A 17,209-nucleotide genomic window follows, 5' to 3' on the forward strand; every position below is an offset into this window, starting at 1 on the left:
TTCCTTACGTGACGAACGCCAAGCGATGCGTTCGGCGCGCAAGTTAACGGCGCGATCTTGCGGCTGGGTTAAGACCAGGCTACGGCGTGGTTAAACCCGCCGACGCACTGTAGTTAGATTGCGACGCGTGGAACGTGCGGCGGAATTTGGAGTCTGCCCGAGGGTGAAGGCCCGACGCCGGGCGGGGCAATCAATTGTCGGCGAGGAATCTTCCGATAGCCGCCGCGAACGGTTCGATGTCCACCAGGAAGGCGTCATGTCCTTCCAGCGAAGCCAGCGGCACGAACTCGGTGGCGGTGCCCGCGGCTTCGAAAGCCTCCGCGATGACCCCCTGTTCGCTGATGGTGAACAGGATGTCGGATTCGACGCCGATCACGAGCGCCCGTTCCGCGGCCGCCCGTTCGAGCGCGCCCGCCGGCGTGCCGCCGTGCGCGGACAGATCGAACCGGTCCATGGCGCGCGACAGGTACAGGTAGCAATTGGGATCGAACACCGACACGAACTTGTCGGCCTGCGCATTCAGGTAATCCTGCACCGCGAACTCGGCGGGAAAATGCGCGCGGCCCGGCGGCAGGTTGTCGAGTTTGCGCTCGGCCGCGGGACGTCGCCCGAAACGATGTTTCCATTCCGCGGCGGAGCGATACGTGATGGTGCCGAGTTTGCGCGCGAGACGCATGCCGGTAGTTGGACGCACGCCGCCGGCGTATTGGCCGTCCTGCCAATCGGGATCGGTGAGGATGGCGTCGCGCTGCAGCGAACGCAGTGCAATCGCGAAGGGTGAAGCCGCCGGACTTCCGGAGATGCTCACCACGCGGCGCGCGAACGCCGGGAATTGCGCAGCGAACGCCAGCACGACCATGCCACCTAGCGAAGCGCCGACGACGGCCGAGAGTTTTTCGATTTTGAGCGAACGCGCGACTTCATAACCTCCGCGCGCGATGTCCTCGACCGACAGGTCCGGGAAATTCAGCCGGTAAGCGTTCCCGGTGGCCGGATCGATCGAAGCTGGACCGCTCGATCCGAAGCAGCTGCCCAGCGAATTGACGCACACGACGAAGTAGCGGCTGGTATCGAGCGCCTTGCCGGGCCCAACCATCTTCTCCCACCAGCCCGGGGTGGGATCGGCGGGCGAGGAGGCGGCATGCGCCGAGGGTGAAAGCCCGGTGAACAGCAGCACCGCATTGTCGCGGGCGTCGTTCAGCGCGCCCCAGGTTTCATACGCGACGCGGCCATCGCGCAGATGACCGCCGCGCCAGAACGGAAACGGGTCTGGCAGCTGCAGCAGCTGAGTGGACGGGCCCAAGCTCATCTCAAGCCGGTCCGGTGCCGCCGTCGCGCGCGAAACATGCTGGATTTTGCGGCGCGGCAGCGCGTTCACGTCGGTTCAGGATCGCCGCCGTCGGGGATGCCCTCGAACAACGCGGTAGATAGATAACGTTCGCCGGTGTCGGGCAGCATGGCGAGAGTGACGGAACCGGCGCCCGCCTCGCGCGCCACCTTGAGCGCCGCGGCGAACGTGGCGCCGCTCGAAATGCCGACGAAGATGCCTTCGCTGCGCGCCAGCGCGCGCGACGCTTCGATCGATTCGGCATCCGAAACCGGCACGATGCGGTCCGGAACATTGCGGTTGAGCACCGACGGCACGAAATCCGGCGTCCAGCCCTGGATCTTGTGCGGCGCGAACGGCTTGCCGCCCAACAATTGCGCGGCTTCTGGTTCGGTGGCGATGATCTTGACGTCGGGACGCGTGAGCTTGAGCACCTCGCCGACGCCGGTGAGCGTGCCGCCCGTACCCCAGCCTGAGACGAAGTAATCGAGGCGCTTGCCGACGAAGTCCTGGATGATTTCCGGCCCCGTGGTGTTGCGGTGATAGGCGGGATTCGCCGGGTTGTCGAACTGGCTCGTCAGGAACCAGCCATGTTTCTGCGCCAGCTCGGCGGCCTTGCGCACCATGCCCTGGCCGCGTTCGGCGGCCGGCGTGAGGATCACCTTCGCGCCGAGCATGCGCATGATCTTGCGGCGCTCGATCGAGAAGGTTTCGACCATGACGGCGACGAAGGGATAACCCTTGGCGGCGCACACCATGGCCAACGCGATGCCGGTGTTGCCGGACGTGGCTTCGACCACGGTCTGGCCGGGCTTCAACGCCCCCGAGCGCTCCGCGTCTTCAATGATCGCGATCGCGAGGCGATCCTTCACCGATGACAGGGGATTGAAGAATTCGCACTTCACGTAAATCGTCGTGCCCGCGGGGGCGAGACGGTTGATCTTGACGATGGGAGTGCGGCCGATAGTGCCGAGGATGTTGTCGTAGAGCATGGTGCGGCGACTCTAGGCTGGGGCCTTTGAGGAGACGAGACTGGGCTTGGCATACCCATATAACGGTTGGTTATGCTGCCCCACGAATATGAGTGAACGATTGCAAAAGTTGCTGGCGGGGGCGGGGCACGGATCTCGCCGCGGCATCGAAGAATGGATCCGTGCCGGGCGCGTGACCGTCAACGATCGGGTCGCCGCGCTCGGCGATCGCGCAACCGACAGCGATCGCATCTGCCTCGACGGCAAACCGCTCGATCTCGGTGGCAGCGCCGAAAGCGTCGAAGTGCTGCTGTATCACAAGCCCGTCGGCGAGGTGACGACGCGCAGCGATCCGGAAAACCGCCCCACCGTTTTCGAACGGCTGCCGCAGCCGCGCAGCGGGCGCTGGATCGTCGTGGGCCGCCTCGATGTGAATACCTCCGGGCTGCTGCTGTTCACCAACGACGGCGAACTGGCGCACCGACTCATGCACCCCTCGAGCGAAGTGCGGCGCGAATACCTCGTGCGCCTGCGCGGCACGCCGGGTGCCGACGTCCTCGACCGGCTGCGCCGCGGCGTCGAGCTCGAAGACGGGCGTGCCAACTTCGATTCGATCGAACCGGAATCCACTGAAGGCAGCCACTCCTGGTACCGGGTTGGCCTGCACGAAGGACGTAACCGCGAGGTGCGGCGCCTGTTCGAGCACGAGGGCTTCGTGGTCAGCCGATTGAGCCGTCTGCGATACGGTTCAATCGAATTACCGCGCGATTTACCCGGCGGCGCGTTCATTCACCTCAATGCGGCCAGCATCGAGGGTCTGAGGCGGCTGGCATCGCCCCCCGCGCCGGGCGGTTGAGTCGCGCGCCGGTTTAGCCTGTCGCCGCATGAAAACGGCAGTGGCTTGTTGTGTCCTGGTGCTTGGGGACAGTGCCTTCAAAAGACCGAACGAAGCCATTGGCCGGCGTATCGGGCATTCGAAGCCCCGGTTGCCCTGTTTCAGTCCCGCGCACATCTATATAGATGTGTCGGGCTGCCGGCCGGCGTGCGGGGGCCGGGTATTGAGCCTTCGAGTCACAGCAAAATACGAGCCAATGCCGTTGACACTCCGGGGGGTCGAAACGAGAATACGCGGCTCGATTTTCCTGGGAGGGGTACCCAAGCGGCCAACGGGAGCAGACTGTAAATCTGCCGGCTTACGCCTTCGAAGGTTCGAATCCTTCCCCCTCCACCATTGGATTGGGTGGAATCGTTTCAGGTAGGTAGCTAGTCGGGGATTGCGAGCAAGGTTGTGGGCGTTAAGCCTCGGCGTCATCGGCGGGTGTAGTTCAATGGTAGAACCTCAGCCTTCCAAGCTGATGGCGTGGGTTCGATTCCCACCACCCGCTCCAGTGAATGCTCACGTAGCTCAGTTGGTAGAGCACGTCCTTGGTAAGGACGAGGTCAGCGGTTCAATCCCGCTCGTGAGCTCCAGTTCGGCTGGGTATCTCGGTAGTAGTAGTTAGTCAGGCATCAGGTTCAGAGGTTATCGCCGTGTCAAAAGAGAAATTCGAACGCAACAAACCCCACGTCAACGTAGGCACGATTGGCCACGTGGACCATGGCAAGACGACGCTGACGGCGGCGTTGACGAAGGTGATGGCCGAGACGAACGGTGGTTCGTACATGGCGTATGACCAGATCGACAAGGCGCCGGAAGAGAAGGCGCGCGGGATCACGATCTCGACGGCGCACGTGGAGTACCAGTCCAAGGAGCGTCATTACGCGCACGTGGACTGCCCCGGGCACGCCGACTATGTGAAGAACATGATCACGGGAGCCGCCCAGATGGACGGCGCGATCCTCGTGGTGTCGGCCGCCGACGGCCCGATGCCCCAGACGCGCGAGCACATCCTGCTGGCCCGCCAGGTCGGTGTGCCGTACATCGTGGTGTTCATGAACAAGGCGGACATGGTCGACGACAAGGAGCTTCTGGAGCTGGTGGAGCTCGAAGTGCGCGAGTTGCTGTCGGTCTATAAATTCCCCGGCGACAAGACCCCGATCATCATTGGATCGGCGCTCAAGGCGCTCGAAGGCGACGCCTCGGACATCGGCGTGAAGGCCGTGATCAAGCTGGTGGAGGAGATGGACAAGTACATCCCGATCCCCAAGCGCGAAGTGGAAAAGCCCTTCCTGATGCCGGTCGAAGACGTGTTCTCGATCTCGGGTCGTGGAACGGTGGTCACGGGCCGCATCGAGCGCGGCATCGTCAAGGTGAACGACGAAATCGAGATCATCGGCATTGCCCCGACGCAGAAGACGATCTGCACGGGCGTGGAGATGTTCAGAAAGCTGCTCGATCAGGGCGAGGCGGGGGATAACGTGGGCGTGTTGCTGCGTGGCACCAAGCGCGAAGAAGTGCAGCGCGGGCAGGTGCTGGCGAAGCCCGGTTCGATCACCCCGCACACGCACTTCGAGTGCGAGGTGTACGTGCTGACGAAGGAAGAGGGCGGCCGTCACACGCCGTTCTTCAAGGGTTATCGTCCGCAGTTCTACTTCCGCACCACGGATGTGACCGGAATGATCGAGCTGCCGGGCAACACCGAGATGGTGATGCCGGGCGACAACATCAAAATGACGGTGGAGCTGATCAACCCGATCGCGATGGAGGAAGGCCTGCGCTTCGCCATCCGTGAAGGTGGCCGCACCGTCGGCGCCGGCGTCGTCGCGAAGATCCTGAAATAACCACAGGCCAGTAGCTCAATTGGCAGAGCGGCGGTCTCCAAAACCGCAGGTTGGGGGTTCGATTCCCTCCTGGCCTGCCACCTGTTGAATATGAACGACGAAGCAAAACTACCATCAGCGGTGCCGGCAACAACCGACACCGCTAAATTGATCGCCGCCATCTGCCTCGGGCTGGGCGGTATCGTGGCTTTCTACCTCTTCAAGAGCCGGCCGGAGGCCTGGATCAGCTGGGTCGCGCTATTCGGTGGCTTGCTGGTTGGAGTCGTGGTGTTTGCCCTGTCGCAATACGGTCGCAACTTCTGGCAGTTTTTCCTCGAGTCGCGGGTCGAGTTGCGCAAGGTGTTCTGGCCCTCGCGGCAGGAAACCCTCACGACCACGATGGTCGTGCTGGTTTTCGTGATCTTCGCGAGCGCGTTCTTCTGGTTGCTCGATCTCGGATTGGCGTACTTGACCAAATTCTTCACCAGTCAGGGAAGTTGAGGACAGACATGGCATTACGCTGGTACGTGGTTCACGCCTATTCGAACTTCGAGCATCGCGTCCGTGAAGCACTCGCGGAGCGCATCAAGCGCGACGGCCTCGAACACAAGTTCGGCGAGATCCTCGTGCCCACCGAAGAGGTGGTCGAGATGCGCGACGGCCAGCGCCGCAAGAGCGAGCGCAAGTTTTATCCCGGCTATGTCCTGGTGCAGATGGACATGGACGAGCAGACCTGGCACCTGGTGCGCGATGTGCCCAAGGTGCTCGGCTTCATCGGCGGCACGCCCGACAAACCGGCGCCCATCACCGAGAAAGAAGCCAATCAGATCCTGCGTCGCGTCGAAGAGGGCGTGGATAAACCGCGTCCGAAAGTGCTGTTCGAGCCGGGCGAAGTGGTGCGTGTCACCAACGGTCCGTTCAACGACTTCAACGGCGTGGTCGAGAACGTGAACTACGAGAAGAGCCGGCTGCAGGTGGCCGTGCAGATTCTCGGCCGCTCGACCCCGGTCGAGCTGGAGTTCTCGCAGGTCGAGAAGGCCTAGAGTTTTTTACGCCCGGGCAGGAAGCCCGGGTGCAACGGCACGGACGCGCATGGGGAGTTGCAGTAGTTAGTTCTACGGCGACGTTTGCACCCAGGAGGAATTGGACATGGCAAAGAAGGTAAACGGCTACGTAAAGCTGCAGGTACCTGCAGGCGCTGCGAACCCGGCGCCCCCGATCGGGCCCGCGCTCGGTCAGCAGGGCGTGAACATCATGGAATTCTGCAAGCAGTTCAACGCTGCCACGCAGAAGGTGGAAAAAAACCTGCCGATCCCGGTGATCATCACCGTGTACTCGGATCGCAGCTTCACTTTCATCATGAAGACGCCGCCGGCGTCGGTGCTCATTCGCAAGGCGATCGGCATCGAAAAGGGCAGCGGCACGCCCAACACCTCGAAGGTGGGCAAGATCACGCGTAAACAGCTCGAAGAGATCGCGAAGACGAAGACGCCGGATTTGACGGCGGCCGATCTCGACGCGGCGGTGCGCACCATCGCCGGCAGTGCCCGTTCGATGGGCGTGGACGTGGTGGAGTAAGTCATGGCTGAGACAAAACGCGAAAAGACCTGGAAGAACAAGATTCAGCCGGGCAAGCAGTACTCGATCGACGACGCGCTCAAGATGGTCAAGGAATTCGCCACGGCGAAGTTCAATGAAACCGTCGATTGCGCCGTGAACCTCGGCATCGACGCCGCCAAGTCCGACCAGCAGGTGCGCGGCTCGACCGTGATGCCGCATGGCACGGGCAAGACGCTGCGCGTCGCGGTGTTCACCGCCGGCAAGAACGTCGAACTCGCGAAGGCCGCCGGTGCCGATATCGTCGGCATGGAAGACCTCGCTGCACAGGTGAAGGCCGGCGTCATCAATTTCGACCGCGTGATCGCGAGCCCCGATGCGATGCGCGTCGTGGGTCAGCTCGGTCAGATCCTGGGTCCCCGCGGGCTCATGCCGAACCCGAAAGTCGGCACCGTGACGCCTGATGTCGCCACGGCCGTGAAGAACGCCAAGGCCGGCCAGGTCACGTACCGCGTGGACAAGGCTGGAATCATTCACTGCATCATCGGCAAGTCGAAGTTCGAGGCCGCGCAACTCAAGGACAACCTGATTGCGCTGATCAACGACCTCAACAAGGCGAAACCGGCGACGTCCAAGGGCATTTACCTCAAGAAGATCACCGTCTCCTCGACCATGGGTCCGGGTGTGGTGGTCGACCAGGGATCCCTCGGCCTCTGACGATTTGAATTGAAGGTTTGATGCGGACCCGCCCTGGCCCACGAAGGATGGGCGGGTTCCATCTAAGACCGCAGGCGGAGACGGAGGCTAACTACCTCGCGGCTTCTTAATCGCAAACGGCCTGCGCAGATGGTGTACCGCTCACCGGTGTTTTTCCGGCCGCCCCGCAAGAGGCGGCCGAAGCTGCACTGGATGAAGGTCGCTGTCGATTGGACCGGTTATCTGCCCACGGGGTGGCCGGAATTTGGTGACTTTTGTCCAGGAGGGTTGGGTATGGCACTTAACCTCGAAGACAAGAAAGTGCTGGTAGCCGAAGTAACCGAAGTCGCGAAAACCGCGCTTTCGGTGGTCGCTGCCGAATACCGTGGCCTCACGGTTTCGCAGATGACCGATCTTCGCGCCAAGGCGCGCGCCTCCGGCGTGTTTATGCGTGTCGTAAAAAACACGCTGGCACGCAAGGCGTTCGCTGGCACGGCTTTCGAACCGGTCGGACCCAAATTGAAGGGTCCGCTGATTCTGGCTTTCTCGAAGGATGATCCGGGCGCCGCTGCGCGCGTGGTCAAGGCCTTCTCGAAGGACCACGAAAAGCTGGTCGCGACGCTCGTTTCCATCGGTGGAGAAGTGTTCTCCGCGAAGGAACTCGACAAGGTCGCGAGTCTGCCCACGCGCGCGCAAGCGCTGTCGCAACTTCTCGGCGTGCTCAAGGCGCCCATCCAGAAGTTCGTCAGCACGCTGGCCGCGCCGAATCAGAAGCTGGTGCGAACCATCGCGGCCGTCCGCGATGCGAAGCAGGCCGCCGCATAACTTGTCGTATTTGCTAGCTGAAATTTTTTTGGAGTACTGAAATGGCTGTTTCAAAAGACGAAATCCTCGAAGCGATTTCCAACATGAGCGTGATGCAGGTGGTCGAGCTGATCTCCGATATGGAGAAGAAGTTCGGCGTGACTGCCGCCGCCCCGGTTGCTGCTGCTGCTGCGGGCCCCGCCGCGGCCGCTGCCCCGGTTGAGGCCCAGACCGAGTTCACGGTCACCCTCAAGGAATATCCGGCCGACAAGAAAGTCGGCGTCATCAAGGTCATCCGCGAACTGACGGGCCTCGGCCTCAAGGAAGCGAAGGACCTCGTCGAGGGCGTGCCGAGTCTCGTCAAGGAAGGCGTGAACAAGGCCGATTCCGAGACCATGAAGAAGAAGCTCGAAGAAGCTGGCGCCAAGGTCGAGATCAAGTAAGGGATCTCGTTCTGCGTCGATAGAAAAAGGCGGGGGCGTCCCCATAAAGGGCGCCCCCCGCCGATTTGATGATGAAGATCGTCCGAAATTGATTATTGGCCGCGCGCGCGTCGCGGCACAGGAGCACGACCGATGGCTTATTCCTTCACCGAGAAAAAGCGCATCCGCAAGAATTTTGGCAAGCAGGGCAGCATCTTAGAGACGCCCTACCTGCTCGCCATCCAGCTCGATTCCTACCGCACCTTCCTCCAGGCCGACAAGGCCGAAGAGAAGCGCGAGGACATCGGCCTGCATGCGGCTTTCAAGACTGTGTTCCCGATCTCGAGTTATTCGGGCAACGCGATCCTGGAATACGTCAGCTACCGCCTCGGTGACCCCGTTTTCGACGTGAAAGAGTGCCAGCTCCGTGGCCTCACCTATGCCGCGCCGCTGCGCGTCAAGGTTCGTCTGATCGTGCTCGACAAGGAAGCCGCGGGCGCCAAGAAGCCCATCAAGGACGTGCGTGAACAGGAGGTCTACCTGGGCGAACTGCCGCTCATGACCGACAACGGCACGTTCGTGATCAACGGCACCGAGCGCGTCATCGTCTCGCAGCTGCATCGCTCCCCCGGCGTGTTCTTCGACCACGACCGTGGCAAGAGCCACAGCTCGGGCAAGTTGCTGTTCTCCGCCCGCATCATCCCGTATCGCGGCTCGTGGCTCGATTTCGAATTCGACCCGAAGGACGCCGTGTTCGCCCGCATCGACCGCCGCCGCAAGCTCCCGGTCTCGATCATCCTGCGCGCGCTCGGCATGAACGAAGGCGAGATCCTCGATACCTTCTTCGACAAGAACCATTTCTTCATCGGCCGCGATGAAGTGTCGCTCGAGCTGGTGCCCGCGCGCCTGCGTGGTGAGACCGCGACGTTCGAAATCCGCATCGGTGACCAGGTCATCGTGGAAGAAGGCCGCCGCATTACCGCACGTCACGTGCGACAGCTCGAAGACGCGGGTGTGAAGAAACTCACCGTCCCGCGCGAGTACATCTACGGCAAGATTCTTTCGCACGACGTGGTCGACACGAGCACCGGTGAAGTGCTCGCCAAGGCCAACGAAGTGCTGACCGCGGCTTCCATGGAGAAGCTGATCGAAGCCAACATCACCGAAGTGATGACGCTGTACACGAACGATCTCGATCGGGGCCCGTACATCTCCGACACGCTTCGCATCGATCCGGCCAAGACGCGACTCGAAGCGCTGGTCGAGATCTACCGCATGATGCGTCCCGGCGAACCGCCGACCAAGGACGCCGCGGAAAACCTGTTCAACAACCTGTTCTTCAACCAGGAACGTTACGACCTGTCGGCCGTCGGCCGCATGAAGTTCAACCGCCGCGTCGGCCGCAGCGAGATCACGGGTTCCTCCGTGCTCTCCAAGGAAGACGTGCTGGACGTGCTCAAGGTGCTCATCAGCATCCGTAACGGCGAAGGCGGCGTGGACGACATCGACCACCTCGGCAACCGCCGCGTGCGTTCGGTCGGCGAGATGGCGGAGAACGCCTTCCGCGTCGGCCTCGTGCGTGTCGAGCGCGCTGTCAAAGAGCGCCTGACGATCGCCGAAAGCGAACCGCTCATGCCGCAGGAAATGATCAACGCGAAGCCGGTGGCGGCCGCGGTGAAGGAATTCTTCGGCAGCTCGCAGCTGTCGCAGTTCATGGACCAGAACAATCCGCTCTCCGAAGTGACACACAAACGCCGCGTTTCGGCGCTTGGACCGGGCGGCCTCACGCGCGAACGCGCCGGCTTCGAAGTCCGCGACGTGCATCCGACGCACTACGGCCGCGTGTGCCCGATCGAGACGCCTGAAGGTCCGAACATCGGATTGATCAATTCGTTGTCGGTCTACGCGCGCACCAACCAGTACGGCTTCCTCGAGACGCCGTATCGCCGCGTGGAAGCGGGTCACGTCACCGACAAGATCGAATACCTGTCGGCGATCGAAGAGGGCAAGTACGCCATCGCGCAGGCCAATTCCGGCATCGACGCGAAGGGCAACCTTTCCGACGCGCTCATCTCCTGCCGTTTCGAGAATGAATTCACGCTGATGCCGGTCGATCGCATCAACTTCATGGATGTGTCGCCGAAGCAGATCGTGTCGGTTGCCGCTTCGCTGATTCCCTTCCTCGAGCACGACGACGCGAACCGCGCGTTGATGGGCTCGAACATGCAGCGCCAGGCAGTGCCGACGCTGCGTGCCGATACGCCGCTGGTGGGCACCGGCATGGAACGTCCGGTGGCCATCGACTCGGGCGTGACGGTGGTCGCGACCCGCGGCGGCATCGTCGACTCGGTCGACGCGTCGCGCATCGTGATCCGCGTGAACGACAACGAGACGAACGCGAACGAAGCCGGCGTCGACATCTACGGCCTCACCAAGTACACGCGCTCGAACCAGAACACCTGCATCAACCAGCGTCCGCTGGTGCACGCGGGCGATTCGATCGCACGCGGCGACGTACTGGCGGACGGACCGTCCACGGATCTCGGCGAGCTCGCGCTCGGCCAGAACCTGCTGGTCGCGTTCATGCCGTGGAACGGCTACAACTTCGAAGACTCCATCCTCATCAGCGAACGCGTGGTGCAGGAAGATCGTTTCACGACGATCCACATCGAAGAGCTGACCTGCGTCGCGCGCGACACGAAGCTCGGCCCGGAAGAAATCACCGCCGACATCCCGAACGTGGGTGACGCGGCGCTGGCGAAACTGGACGAAGCGGGCATCGCGTTCATCGGCGCCGAAGTGCGCGCCGGCGACATCCTCGTGGGCAAGGTCACGCCGAAGGGCGAGACCCAGCTGACGCCGGAAGAAAAACTGCTGCGCGCCATCTTCGGCGAGAAAGCCAGCGACGTGAAAGACACGTCACTGCGCGTTCCCCCGGGCATGGACGGCACGGTCATCGACGTGCGCGTGTTCACGCGCGACGGCGTCGACAAGGACTCGCGCGCGCTGTCCATCGAGAAGGCCGAGATCGAGAAGGTCCGCAAGGATCTGGGCGATCAGCAGCGCATCCTCGAAGACGACTTGTTCTCGCGCGTGCGCGACATGCTCGTCGGCAAGATTGCCGCGGGCGGGCCCAACCGCCTCAAGGGCAAGATCGAAGTTCAGTACCTCGATGAGATCGCGCGTGAGTCGTGGTTCGAGATCCGCCTCGAAGACGAAGATGCCAACAGCCAGCTCGAGCAGGCCTCGGAGCGCCTGAAGCTGCAGCGCAAGGCGCTCGAGAAACGTCTCGACGAGAAGAAAGCCAAGATCACGGCCGGCGACGATCTCGCCCCGGGCGTGCTCAAGATGGTCAAGGTGTATCTGGCCGTGAAGCGGCGCGTGCAGCCCGGCGACAAGATGGCCGGCCGTCACGGCAACAAGGGCGTCATCAGCTCGATCACGCCGGTCGAAGACATGCCATATCTGGCCGACGGTACGCCGGTCGATATCGTGTTGAACCCGCTGGGCGTGCCATCGCGCATGAACATCGGTCAGGTGCTCGAAACCCATCTCGGCTGGGCCGCAAAGGGTCTCGGTCTCAAGATCGGCAAGATGCTCGAGGCGCAGGCCGCGATGGTCGACCTCCGTAAATTCCTCGACCAGATCTACAACCAGACCGGTGGCCAGAAGGAAGACCTCGATTCCTTCAGCGACGCGGAAATCACTTCGCTCGCGAAGAACCTGTCGAAGGGTGTGCCGATCGCCACCCCGGTGTTCGACGGCGCTTCCGAAGTCGAGATCAAGCAGCTGCTGGCGCTCGCGGATCTGCCGCTGTCCGGCCAGATGCATCTGTTCGACGGACGTACCGGCGAGAAATTCGAACGCCAGGTCACGGTCGGCTACATGTACATGCTGAAGTTGAACCACCTGGTCGACGACAAAATGCACGCGCGTTCGACCGGTCCGTACTCGCTCGTCACGCAGCAGCCGCTCGGTGGCAAGGCGCAGTTCGGCGGCCAGCGCTTCGGCGAGATGGAAGTGTGGGCACTCGAGGCCTACGGCGCCTCGTACACGCTGCAGGAAATGCTGACGGTCAAGTCGGACGACGTGAACGGCCGCACGAAGATGTACAAGAACATCGTCGACGGCAATCACCAGATGGACGCGGGAATGCCCGAATCCTTCAACGTGCTCGTCAAAGAGATACGTTCGCTCGGAATCAACATGGAACTGGAGCAGGACTAAATGAAAGAATTCCCACGGGCTCGCGCCCGGAATTCAACGTCGGTGATGCACCGCCGTCCGAGTAACGGCGCTGCGCGCCGGCAGGAGAACAGATGAAAGACCTTCTCAAGCTCTTCAAACAGCACGCCCCGGTCGAACACTTCGATTCCATCAAGATCGGTCTGGCCTCGCCGGACATGATCCGGGCCTGGTCGTACGGTGAAGTAAAGAAGCCCGAGACCATCAACTACCGCACGTTCAAGCCGGAACGTGACGGCCTGTTCTGCGCCAAGATCTTCGGACCCGTGAAGGATTACGAATGTCTTTGCGGCAAGTACAAGCGCCTCAAACATCGCGGCGTGGTCTGCGAGAAGTGCGGCGTGGAAGTCACGCAGGCCAAGGTGCGCCGCGAGCGCATGGGCCACATCGAGCTGGCGAGCCCGACCGCGCACATCTGGTTCCTGAAGTCGCTGCCGTCGCGCATCGGTTTGATGCTCGACATGACGCTGCGCGAGATCGAGCGCGTGCTCTATTTCGAAGCCTTCGTCGTCATCGATCCGGGCATGACCCCGCTCACGCGCGGCCAGCTGCTCACGGATGAAATGTATCTCGAGGCCATCGAAGAACATGGCGACGAGTTCGACGCGCGCATGGGCGCCGAGGCCGTGTGGGAGCTGCTGAAGAGCATCGACCTCGCCGCCGAGCTGCTGAAAGTGCGCGAAGAGATGACGCAGACTTCGTCCGAGACGAAGCTCAAGCGTCTGTCGAAGCGCCTCAAGCTGGTCGAAGCGTTCATCGATTCGGGCAACAAGCCCGAGTGGATGGTCATGACGGTTCTGCCCGTGCTGCCGCCGGACCTGCGTCCGCTGGTGCCGCTCGATGGCGGCCGCTTCGCGACCTCGGATCTGAACGATCTGTATCGCCGCGTCATCAACCGCAACAACCGCCTGCGCCGCCTGCTGGAGCTCAACGCTCCGGACATCATCGTGCGTAACGAAAAGCGCATGCTGCAAGAGGCAGTGGACGCGTTGCTCGACAACGGCCGCCGCGGCCGCGCGATCACCGGCACCAACAAGCGCCCGCTCAAGTCGCTCGCCGACATGATCAAGGGCAAGCAGGGTCGCTTCCGCCAGAACTTGCTGGGCAAGCGCGTCGACTACTCCGGCCGTTCGGTCATTGTGGTCGGTCCGACGTTGCGACTGCACCAGTGCGGTCTGCCGAAGAAGATGGCGCTCGAGCTCTTCAAGCCCTTCATCTTCCAGAAGCTGCAGATCCGTGGCGACGCCTCGACCATCAAGGCCGCGAAGCGCCTGGTCGAGCGTGAAGGTCCGGAAGTCTGGGACATCCTCGAAGAAGTCATCCGCGAACATCCGGTGCTGCTCAACCGCGCACCGACATTGCATCGTCTCGGCATCCAGGCGTTCGAGCCCGTGCTGATCGAAGGCAAGGCGATCCAGCTGCACCCGTTGGTCTGCACGGCGTTCAACGCCGACTTCGACGGTGACCAGATGGCCGTGCACGTGCCGCTGTCGCTCGAAGCGCAGCTCGAAGCGCGCGCGCTCATGATGTCCACCAATAACATCCTGTCGCCCGCCAACGGCGACCCGATCATCGTTCCGTCGCAGGACGTGGTGCTCGGTCTGTACTTCATGACCCGCGAGAAAGTCGGCGCCAAGGGCGAAGGCATGATGTTCTCGGATACGCAGGAAGTGCATCGCGCCTATGAAGGCCGGCAGATCGAACTGCAGGCCAAGGTCAAAGTGCGCGTGAAGGAATGGTCGAAGAGCCTCGAAGGCGTCTACACCGAGAAAATCCGCGTGGTGAACACCACCGTGGGTCGTTCGCTGCTGTCCGAGATCCTGCCGAAGGGACTGTCCTTCGATCTCGTCAACCAGGACATGACGAAGAAGATCATCTCCGCGACGATCAACGCCTGTTACCGGGCGCTGGGACTCAAGGACACGGTCATTTTCGCCGACCAGCTCATGTACACCGGCTTCCAGTACGCCACGCGTTCGGCGGTCTCGTTCGGTATCGATGACATCATCATCCCGGAGCAGAAGACCAAGATCGTCGCGGCCGCCGACGCCGACGTGAAGGAAATCCAGGAGCAGTATTCCTCGGGTCTCGTCACGAATGGCGAGCGTTACAACAAGGTGGTCGACATCTGGTCGCGCGCGAACGATCAGGTCGCCAAGGCCATGATGGAGAAGCTCGGCGTCGAAGACGCGATGGACTCCTACGGCAAGATGCAGAAGCAGAAGTCGTTCAACTCGATCTTCATGATGGCCGACTCCGGCGCCCGCGGCAGCGCGGCGCAGATCCGCCAGCTCGCCGGCATGCGCGGTCTCATGGCCAAGCCCGACGGCTCGATCATCGAGACACCGATCACGGCCAACTTCCGCGAAGGTCTCAACGCCCAGCAGTACTTCATCTCGACGCACGGCGCCCGCAAGGGTCTGGCCGACACGGCATTGAAGACGGCGAACTCGGGTTACCTCACGCGCCGTCTGGTCGACGTCGCGCAGGATCTCGTGGTCACCGAGCCGGATTGCGGCGCGACCGTCGGTCTCACCATGATGCCGCTGGTTGAAGGCGGTGACGTGGTCGAAGCCCTGGGCGAACGCGTCCTGGGCCGCACCGTCATCGAAGACATCCTCAAGCCGGGCACGGACACCGTGCTGCTGCCGGTGGGCACGCTCATCGACGAAAAGATGGTGCGTCTCATCGAGCAGGAAGGCGTGGACGTGGTGCAAGTGCGCTCGCCCATCACCTGTAAGACGCGTTACGGCGTGTGCGCCACCTGCTACGGACGCGACCTCGCGCGTGGCCGCCAGATCAACATCGGCGAAGCGGTCGGCGTCATGGCCGCGCAGTCGATCGGCGAGCCGGGCACGCAGCTCACGATGCGCACGTTCCACATCGGTGGCGCGGCATCACGAGCGGCCGCCGCTTCGTCGCTCGAAGTGCGCAACAAGGGCACGCTGCGGTTCCACAACGTGAAGACCGTGCAGCACGAGAAGGGTCACCTGGTCGCGGTGTCGCGTTCGGGCGAGATCGGCGTGGTCGACGAATACGGCCGCGAGCGCGAGCGTTACAAGATTCCGTACGGCGCGCAGATCAACTCGAAGGAAGGCGACAAGGTCGTCGGCGGCCAGACCGTCTCGACCTGGGATCCGCACACCCATCCGGTCATCACCGAGGTGGCGGGCTTCATCAAGTTCACCGACTTCGTCGACGGCATGACCGTCACGACGCAGGTGGACGAAGTCACGGGTCTTTCCTCGACCGTGGTGCTCGATTCCAAGCAGCGCGGTGGCAAGGATCTTCGCCCGACGGTGAAGCTCCTGAACGCCAAGGGCAAGGAAGCGACCTTCGCGAACACCGAGATCCCGGCCGTGTACAACCTGCCCGCGGGCGCGTTGATCGCGCTCGAGGACGGCGCCAAGCTGTCCGTGGGCGATGTCATCGCACGCATTCCGCAGGAATCGTCGAAGACCCGCGACATCACCGGCGGTCTGCCGCGCGTCGCCGACTTGTTCGAAGCCCGCAAACCGAAGGACCCGGCGATCCTCGCCGAGAAGAGCGGCACCGTGAGCTTCGGCAAGGAGACCAAGGGCAAGCGCCGTCTGGTCATCACCGGTGAGGATGCGGAGAAGTACGAAGAGCTGATCCCGAAGTGGCGCCAGCTGAACGTCTTCGAAGGCGAAGGCGTGACGCGCGGCGAAGTGATCGCCGACGGCGAGTTGAACCCGCACGACATCCTGCGCCTGCAAGGCGTCGAGTCGCTGGCCAACTACCTCGTGCGCGAGATCCAGGACGTCTATCGTCTGCAGGGCGTGAAGATCAACGACAAACACATCGAAGTGATCATCCGCCAGATGCTGCGCAAGACCGAGGTGCTCGAGATCGGCGATTCGACCTTCCTGAAGGGCGAGCAGCTCGATCGCGGCCGCGCCAACATGATCAACGAGCGGCTGACCAAGGACAGCAAGACCGCGGCGACCCTGCAGCCCGTGCTGCTCGGCATCACCAAGGCGTCGCTGGCCACCGAGTCGTTCATCTCGGCGGCGTCGTTCCAGGAAACCACCCGCGTCCTCACGGAAGCGGCGGTGCGTGGCCTCAAGGACGATCTGCGCGGTCTGAAGGAGAACGTCATCGTGGGTCGCCTGATCCCGGCCGGTACCGGCTTTGCTGCCCATGAGCATCGCCGCATCAAGGCGGACGCCAACGATCGTGGCAGCTTCATGGATGTGGGCGGCGGCGTCGCCGACATCGATGACGGCGGCGCGGTTGGTGAGGGCGCGGCCGTCGAAGGCTGATCTTCAGTGAGTCGATTGGAAGAGGCCGGCGGAAACGCCGGCCTTTTCTCATCCAGACGTGGGGCATATAAGAAGAGGGGCCTGTATTCGTTGGTGCGGCGCAACAATGCGTTGACACCCCCCGGTCACGAACCTAGAATCGCCGGCCTTTGTCGCTCCACCCCCAAACCGGGCGGGGCGTAAATAGCGGACTAAATCCACCGG

At 62.5% G+C, this 17,209-nt stretch carries 12 protein-coding genes and 4 tRNA genes; 14 read left to right on the plus strand and 2 right to left on the minus strand.

Annotated elements, in window-relative coordinates; genetic code table 11:
• Positions 1-190: 190 nt before the first annotated feature.
• Both WDO72_14570 and cysK read right to left on the minus strand, forming a co-directional pair.
• A complete protein-coding gene (locus WDO72_14570; GenBank protein ID MEJ0086902.1) occupies positions 191-1,309 on the minus strand; it encodes a homoserine O-acetyltransferase in 1,119 nt (372 codons plus the stop codon).
• A gap of 65 nt (positions 1,310-1,374) precedes the next feature.
• The gene (gene cysK / locus WDO72_14575) at positions 1,375-2,319 is read right to left on the minus strand and encodes a cysteine synthase A (GenBank protein MEJ0086903.1); all 945 of its coding nucleotides are present in this window, start codon (positions 2,317-2,319) and stop codon (positions 1,375-1,377) included.
• A gap of 100 nt (positions 2,320-2,419) precedes the next feature.
• Here cysK and WDO72_14580 point away from each other — a divergent pair, with 100 nt between their 5' ends.
• From WDO72_14580 to rpoC, 14 genes are all read left to right on the plus strand, one after another.
• Complete coding sequence (locus WDO72_14580; protein MEJ0086904.1) at positions 2,420-3,154, plus strand: pseudouridine synthase; 735 nt, start codon at positions 2,420-2,422, stop codon at positions 3,152-3,154.
• Between the two features lie 289 nt (positions 3,155-3,443).
• Positions 3,444-3,529 (plus strand) — tRNA-Tyr (locus WDO72_14585).
• 83 nt (positions 3,530-3,612) lie between these two features.
• A tRNA-Gly gene (locus tag WDO72_14590) sits at positions 3,613-3,686 on the plus strand.
• Between the two features lie 6 nt (positions 3,687-3,692).
• A tRNA-Thr gene (locus WDO72_14595) sits at positions 3,693-3,768 on the plus strand.
• Between the two features lie 60 nt (positions 3,769-3,828).
• Entirely contained in the window at positions 3,829-5,019 is a 1,191-nt protein-coding gene (gene tuf / locus WDO72_14600; protein MEJ0086905.1) for an elongation factor Tu, read from the plus strand.
• A gap of 4 nt (positions 5,020-5,023) precedes the next feature.
• Positions 5,024-5,099, plus strand: a tRNA-Trp gene (locus WDO72_14605).
• Positions 5,100-5,109: 10 nt separating this feature from the next.
• Positions 5,110-5,499 carry a preprotein translocase subunit SecE gene (gene secE / locus WDO72_14610; protein MEJ0086906.1) on the plus strand — a complete coding sequence of 130 codons (390 nt, stop codon included), beginning with the start codon at positions 5,110-5,112 and terminating at the stop codon, positions 5,497-5,499.
• An 8-nt stretch (positions 5,500-5,507) separates the two neighbouring features.
• Positions 5,508-6,041 (plus strand): transcription termination/antitermination protein NusG, encoded by a 534-nt coding sequence (gene nusG / locus WDO72_14615; protein MEJ0086907.1) that lies wholly within the window; start codon positions 5,508-5,510, stop codon positions 6,039-6,041.
• 106 nt (positions 6,042-6,147) lie between these two features.
• Positions 6,148-6,576, plus strand: a complete 429-nt coding sequence (gene rplK / locus WDO72_14620; GenBank protein ID MEJ0086908.1) for a 50S ribosomal protein L11 — start codon at positions 6,148-6,150, stop codon at positions 6,574-6,576.
• A 3-nt stretch (positions 6,577-6,579) separates the two neighbouring features.
• On the plus strand, positions 6,580-7,272 hold the full coding sequence (rplA, locus tag WDO72_14625) for a 50S ribosomal protein L1 (GenBank protein MEJ0086909.1): 693 nt from the start codon (positions 6,580-6,582) through the stop codon (positions 7,270-7,272).
• 273 nt (positions 7,273-7,545) lie between these two features.
• Positions 7,546-8,076: a 50S ribosomal protein L10 gene (gene rplJ / locus WDO72_14630; GenBank protein ID MEJ0086910.1), complete on the plus strand. Its 531-nt coding sequence runs from the start codon at positions 7,546-7,548 to the stop codon at positions 8,074-8,076.
• Between the two features lie 41 nt (positions 8,077-8,117).
• Complete coding sequence (rplL, locus tag WDO72_14635; GenBank protein MEJ0086911.1) at positions 8,118-8,498, plus strand: 50S ribosomal protein L7/L12; 381 nt, start codon at positions 8,118-8,120, stop codon at positions 8,496-8,498.
• Positions 8,499-8,630: 132 nt separating this feature from the next.
• Entirely contained in the window at positions 8,631-12,704 is a 4,074-nt protein-coding gene (gene rpoB, locus WDO72_14640; GenBank protein MEJ0086912.1) for a DNA-directed RNA polymerase subunit beta, read from the plus strand.
• Positions 12,705-12,796: 92 nt separating this feature from the next.
• Positions 12,797-17,005: a DNA-directed RNA polymerase subunit beta' gene (gene rpoC, locus WDO72_14645; protein ID MEJ0086913.1), complete on the plus strand. Its 4,209-nt coding sequence runs from the start codon at positions 12,797-12,799 to the stop codon at positions 17,003-17,005.
• Positions 17,006-17,209: the final 204 nt, after the last annotated feature.

It is taken from the genome of Pseudomonadota bacterium, assembly GCA_037200975.1.
In the GTDB taxonomy this organism is placed as follows: Bacteria; Pseudomonadota; Gammaproteobacteria; order Steroidobacterales; family Steroidobacteraceae; genus CADEED01.

What these genes read in the sequence shown, in the direction of transcription:
- rplA (MEJ0086909.1), top strand. Translation starts at nt 6,580, where the DNA reads ATGGCTGAGACAAAACGCGAAAAGACCTGGAAGAACAAGATTCAGCCG.
- secE (MEJ0086906.1), top strand. Translation starts at nt 5,110, where the DNA reads ATGAACGACGAAGCAAAACTACCATCAGCGGTGCCGGCAACAACCGAC.
- rpoB (MEJ0086912.1), top strand. Translation starts at nt 8,631, where the DNA reads ATGGCTTATTCCTTCACCGAGAAAAAGCGCATCCGCAAGAATTTTGGC.
- nusG (MEJ0086907.1), top strand. Translation starts at nt 5,508, where the DNA reads ATGGCATTACGCTGGTACGTGGTTCACGCCTATTCGAACTTCGAGCAT.
- rpoC (MEJ0086913.1), top strand. Translation starts at nt 12,797, where the DNA reads ATGAAAGACCTTCTCAAGCTCTTCAAACAGCACGCCCCGGTCGAACAC.
- rplL (MEJ0086911.1), top strand. Translation starts at nt 8,118, where the DNA reads ATGGCTGTTTCAAAAGACGAAATCCTCGAAGCGATTTCCAACATGAGC.
- cysK (MEJ0086903.1), bottom strand. Translation starts at nt 2,319, where the DNA reads ATGCTCTACGACAACATCCTCGGCACTATCGGCCGCACTCCCATCGTC.
- WDO72_14570 (MEJ0086902.1), bottom strand. Translation starts at nt 1,309, where the DNA reads ATGAGCTTGGGCCCGTCCACTCAGCTGCTGCAGCTGCCAGACCCGTTT.
- rplJ (MEJ0086910.1), top strand. Translation starts at nt 7,546, where the DNA reads ATGGCACTTAACCTCGAAGACAAGAAAGTGCTGGTAGCCGAAGTAACC.
- rplK (MEJ0086908.1), top strand. Translation starts at nt 6,148, where the DNA reads ATGGCAAAGAAGGTAAACGGCTACGTAAAGCTGCAGGTACCTGCAGGC.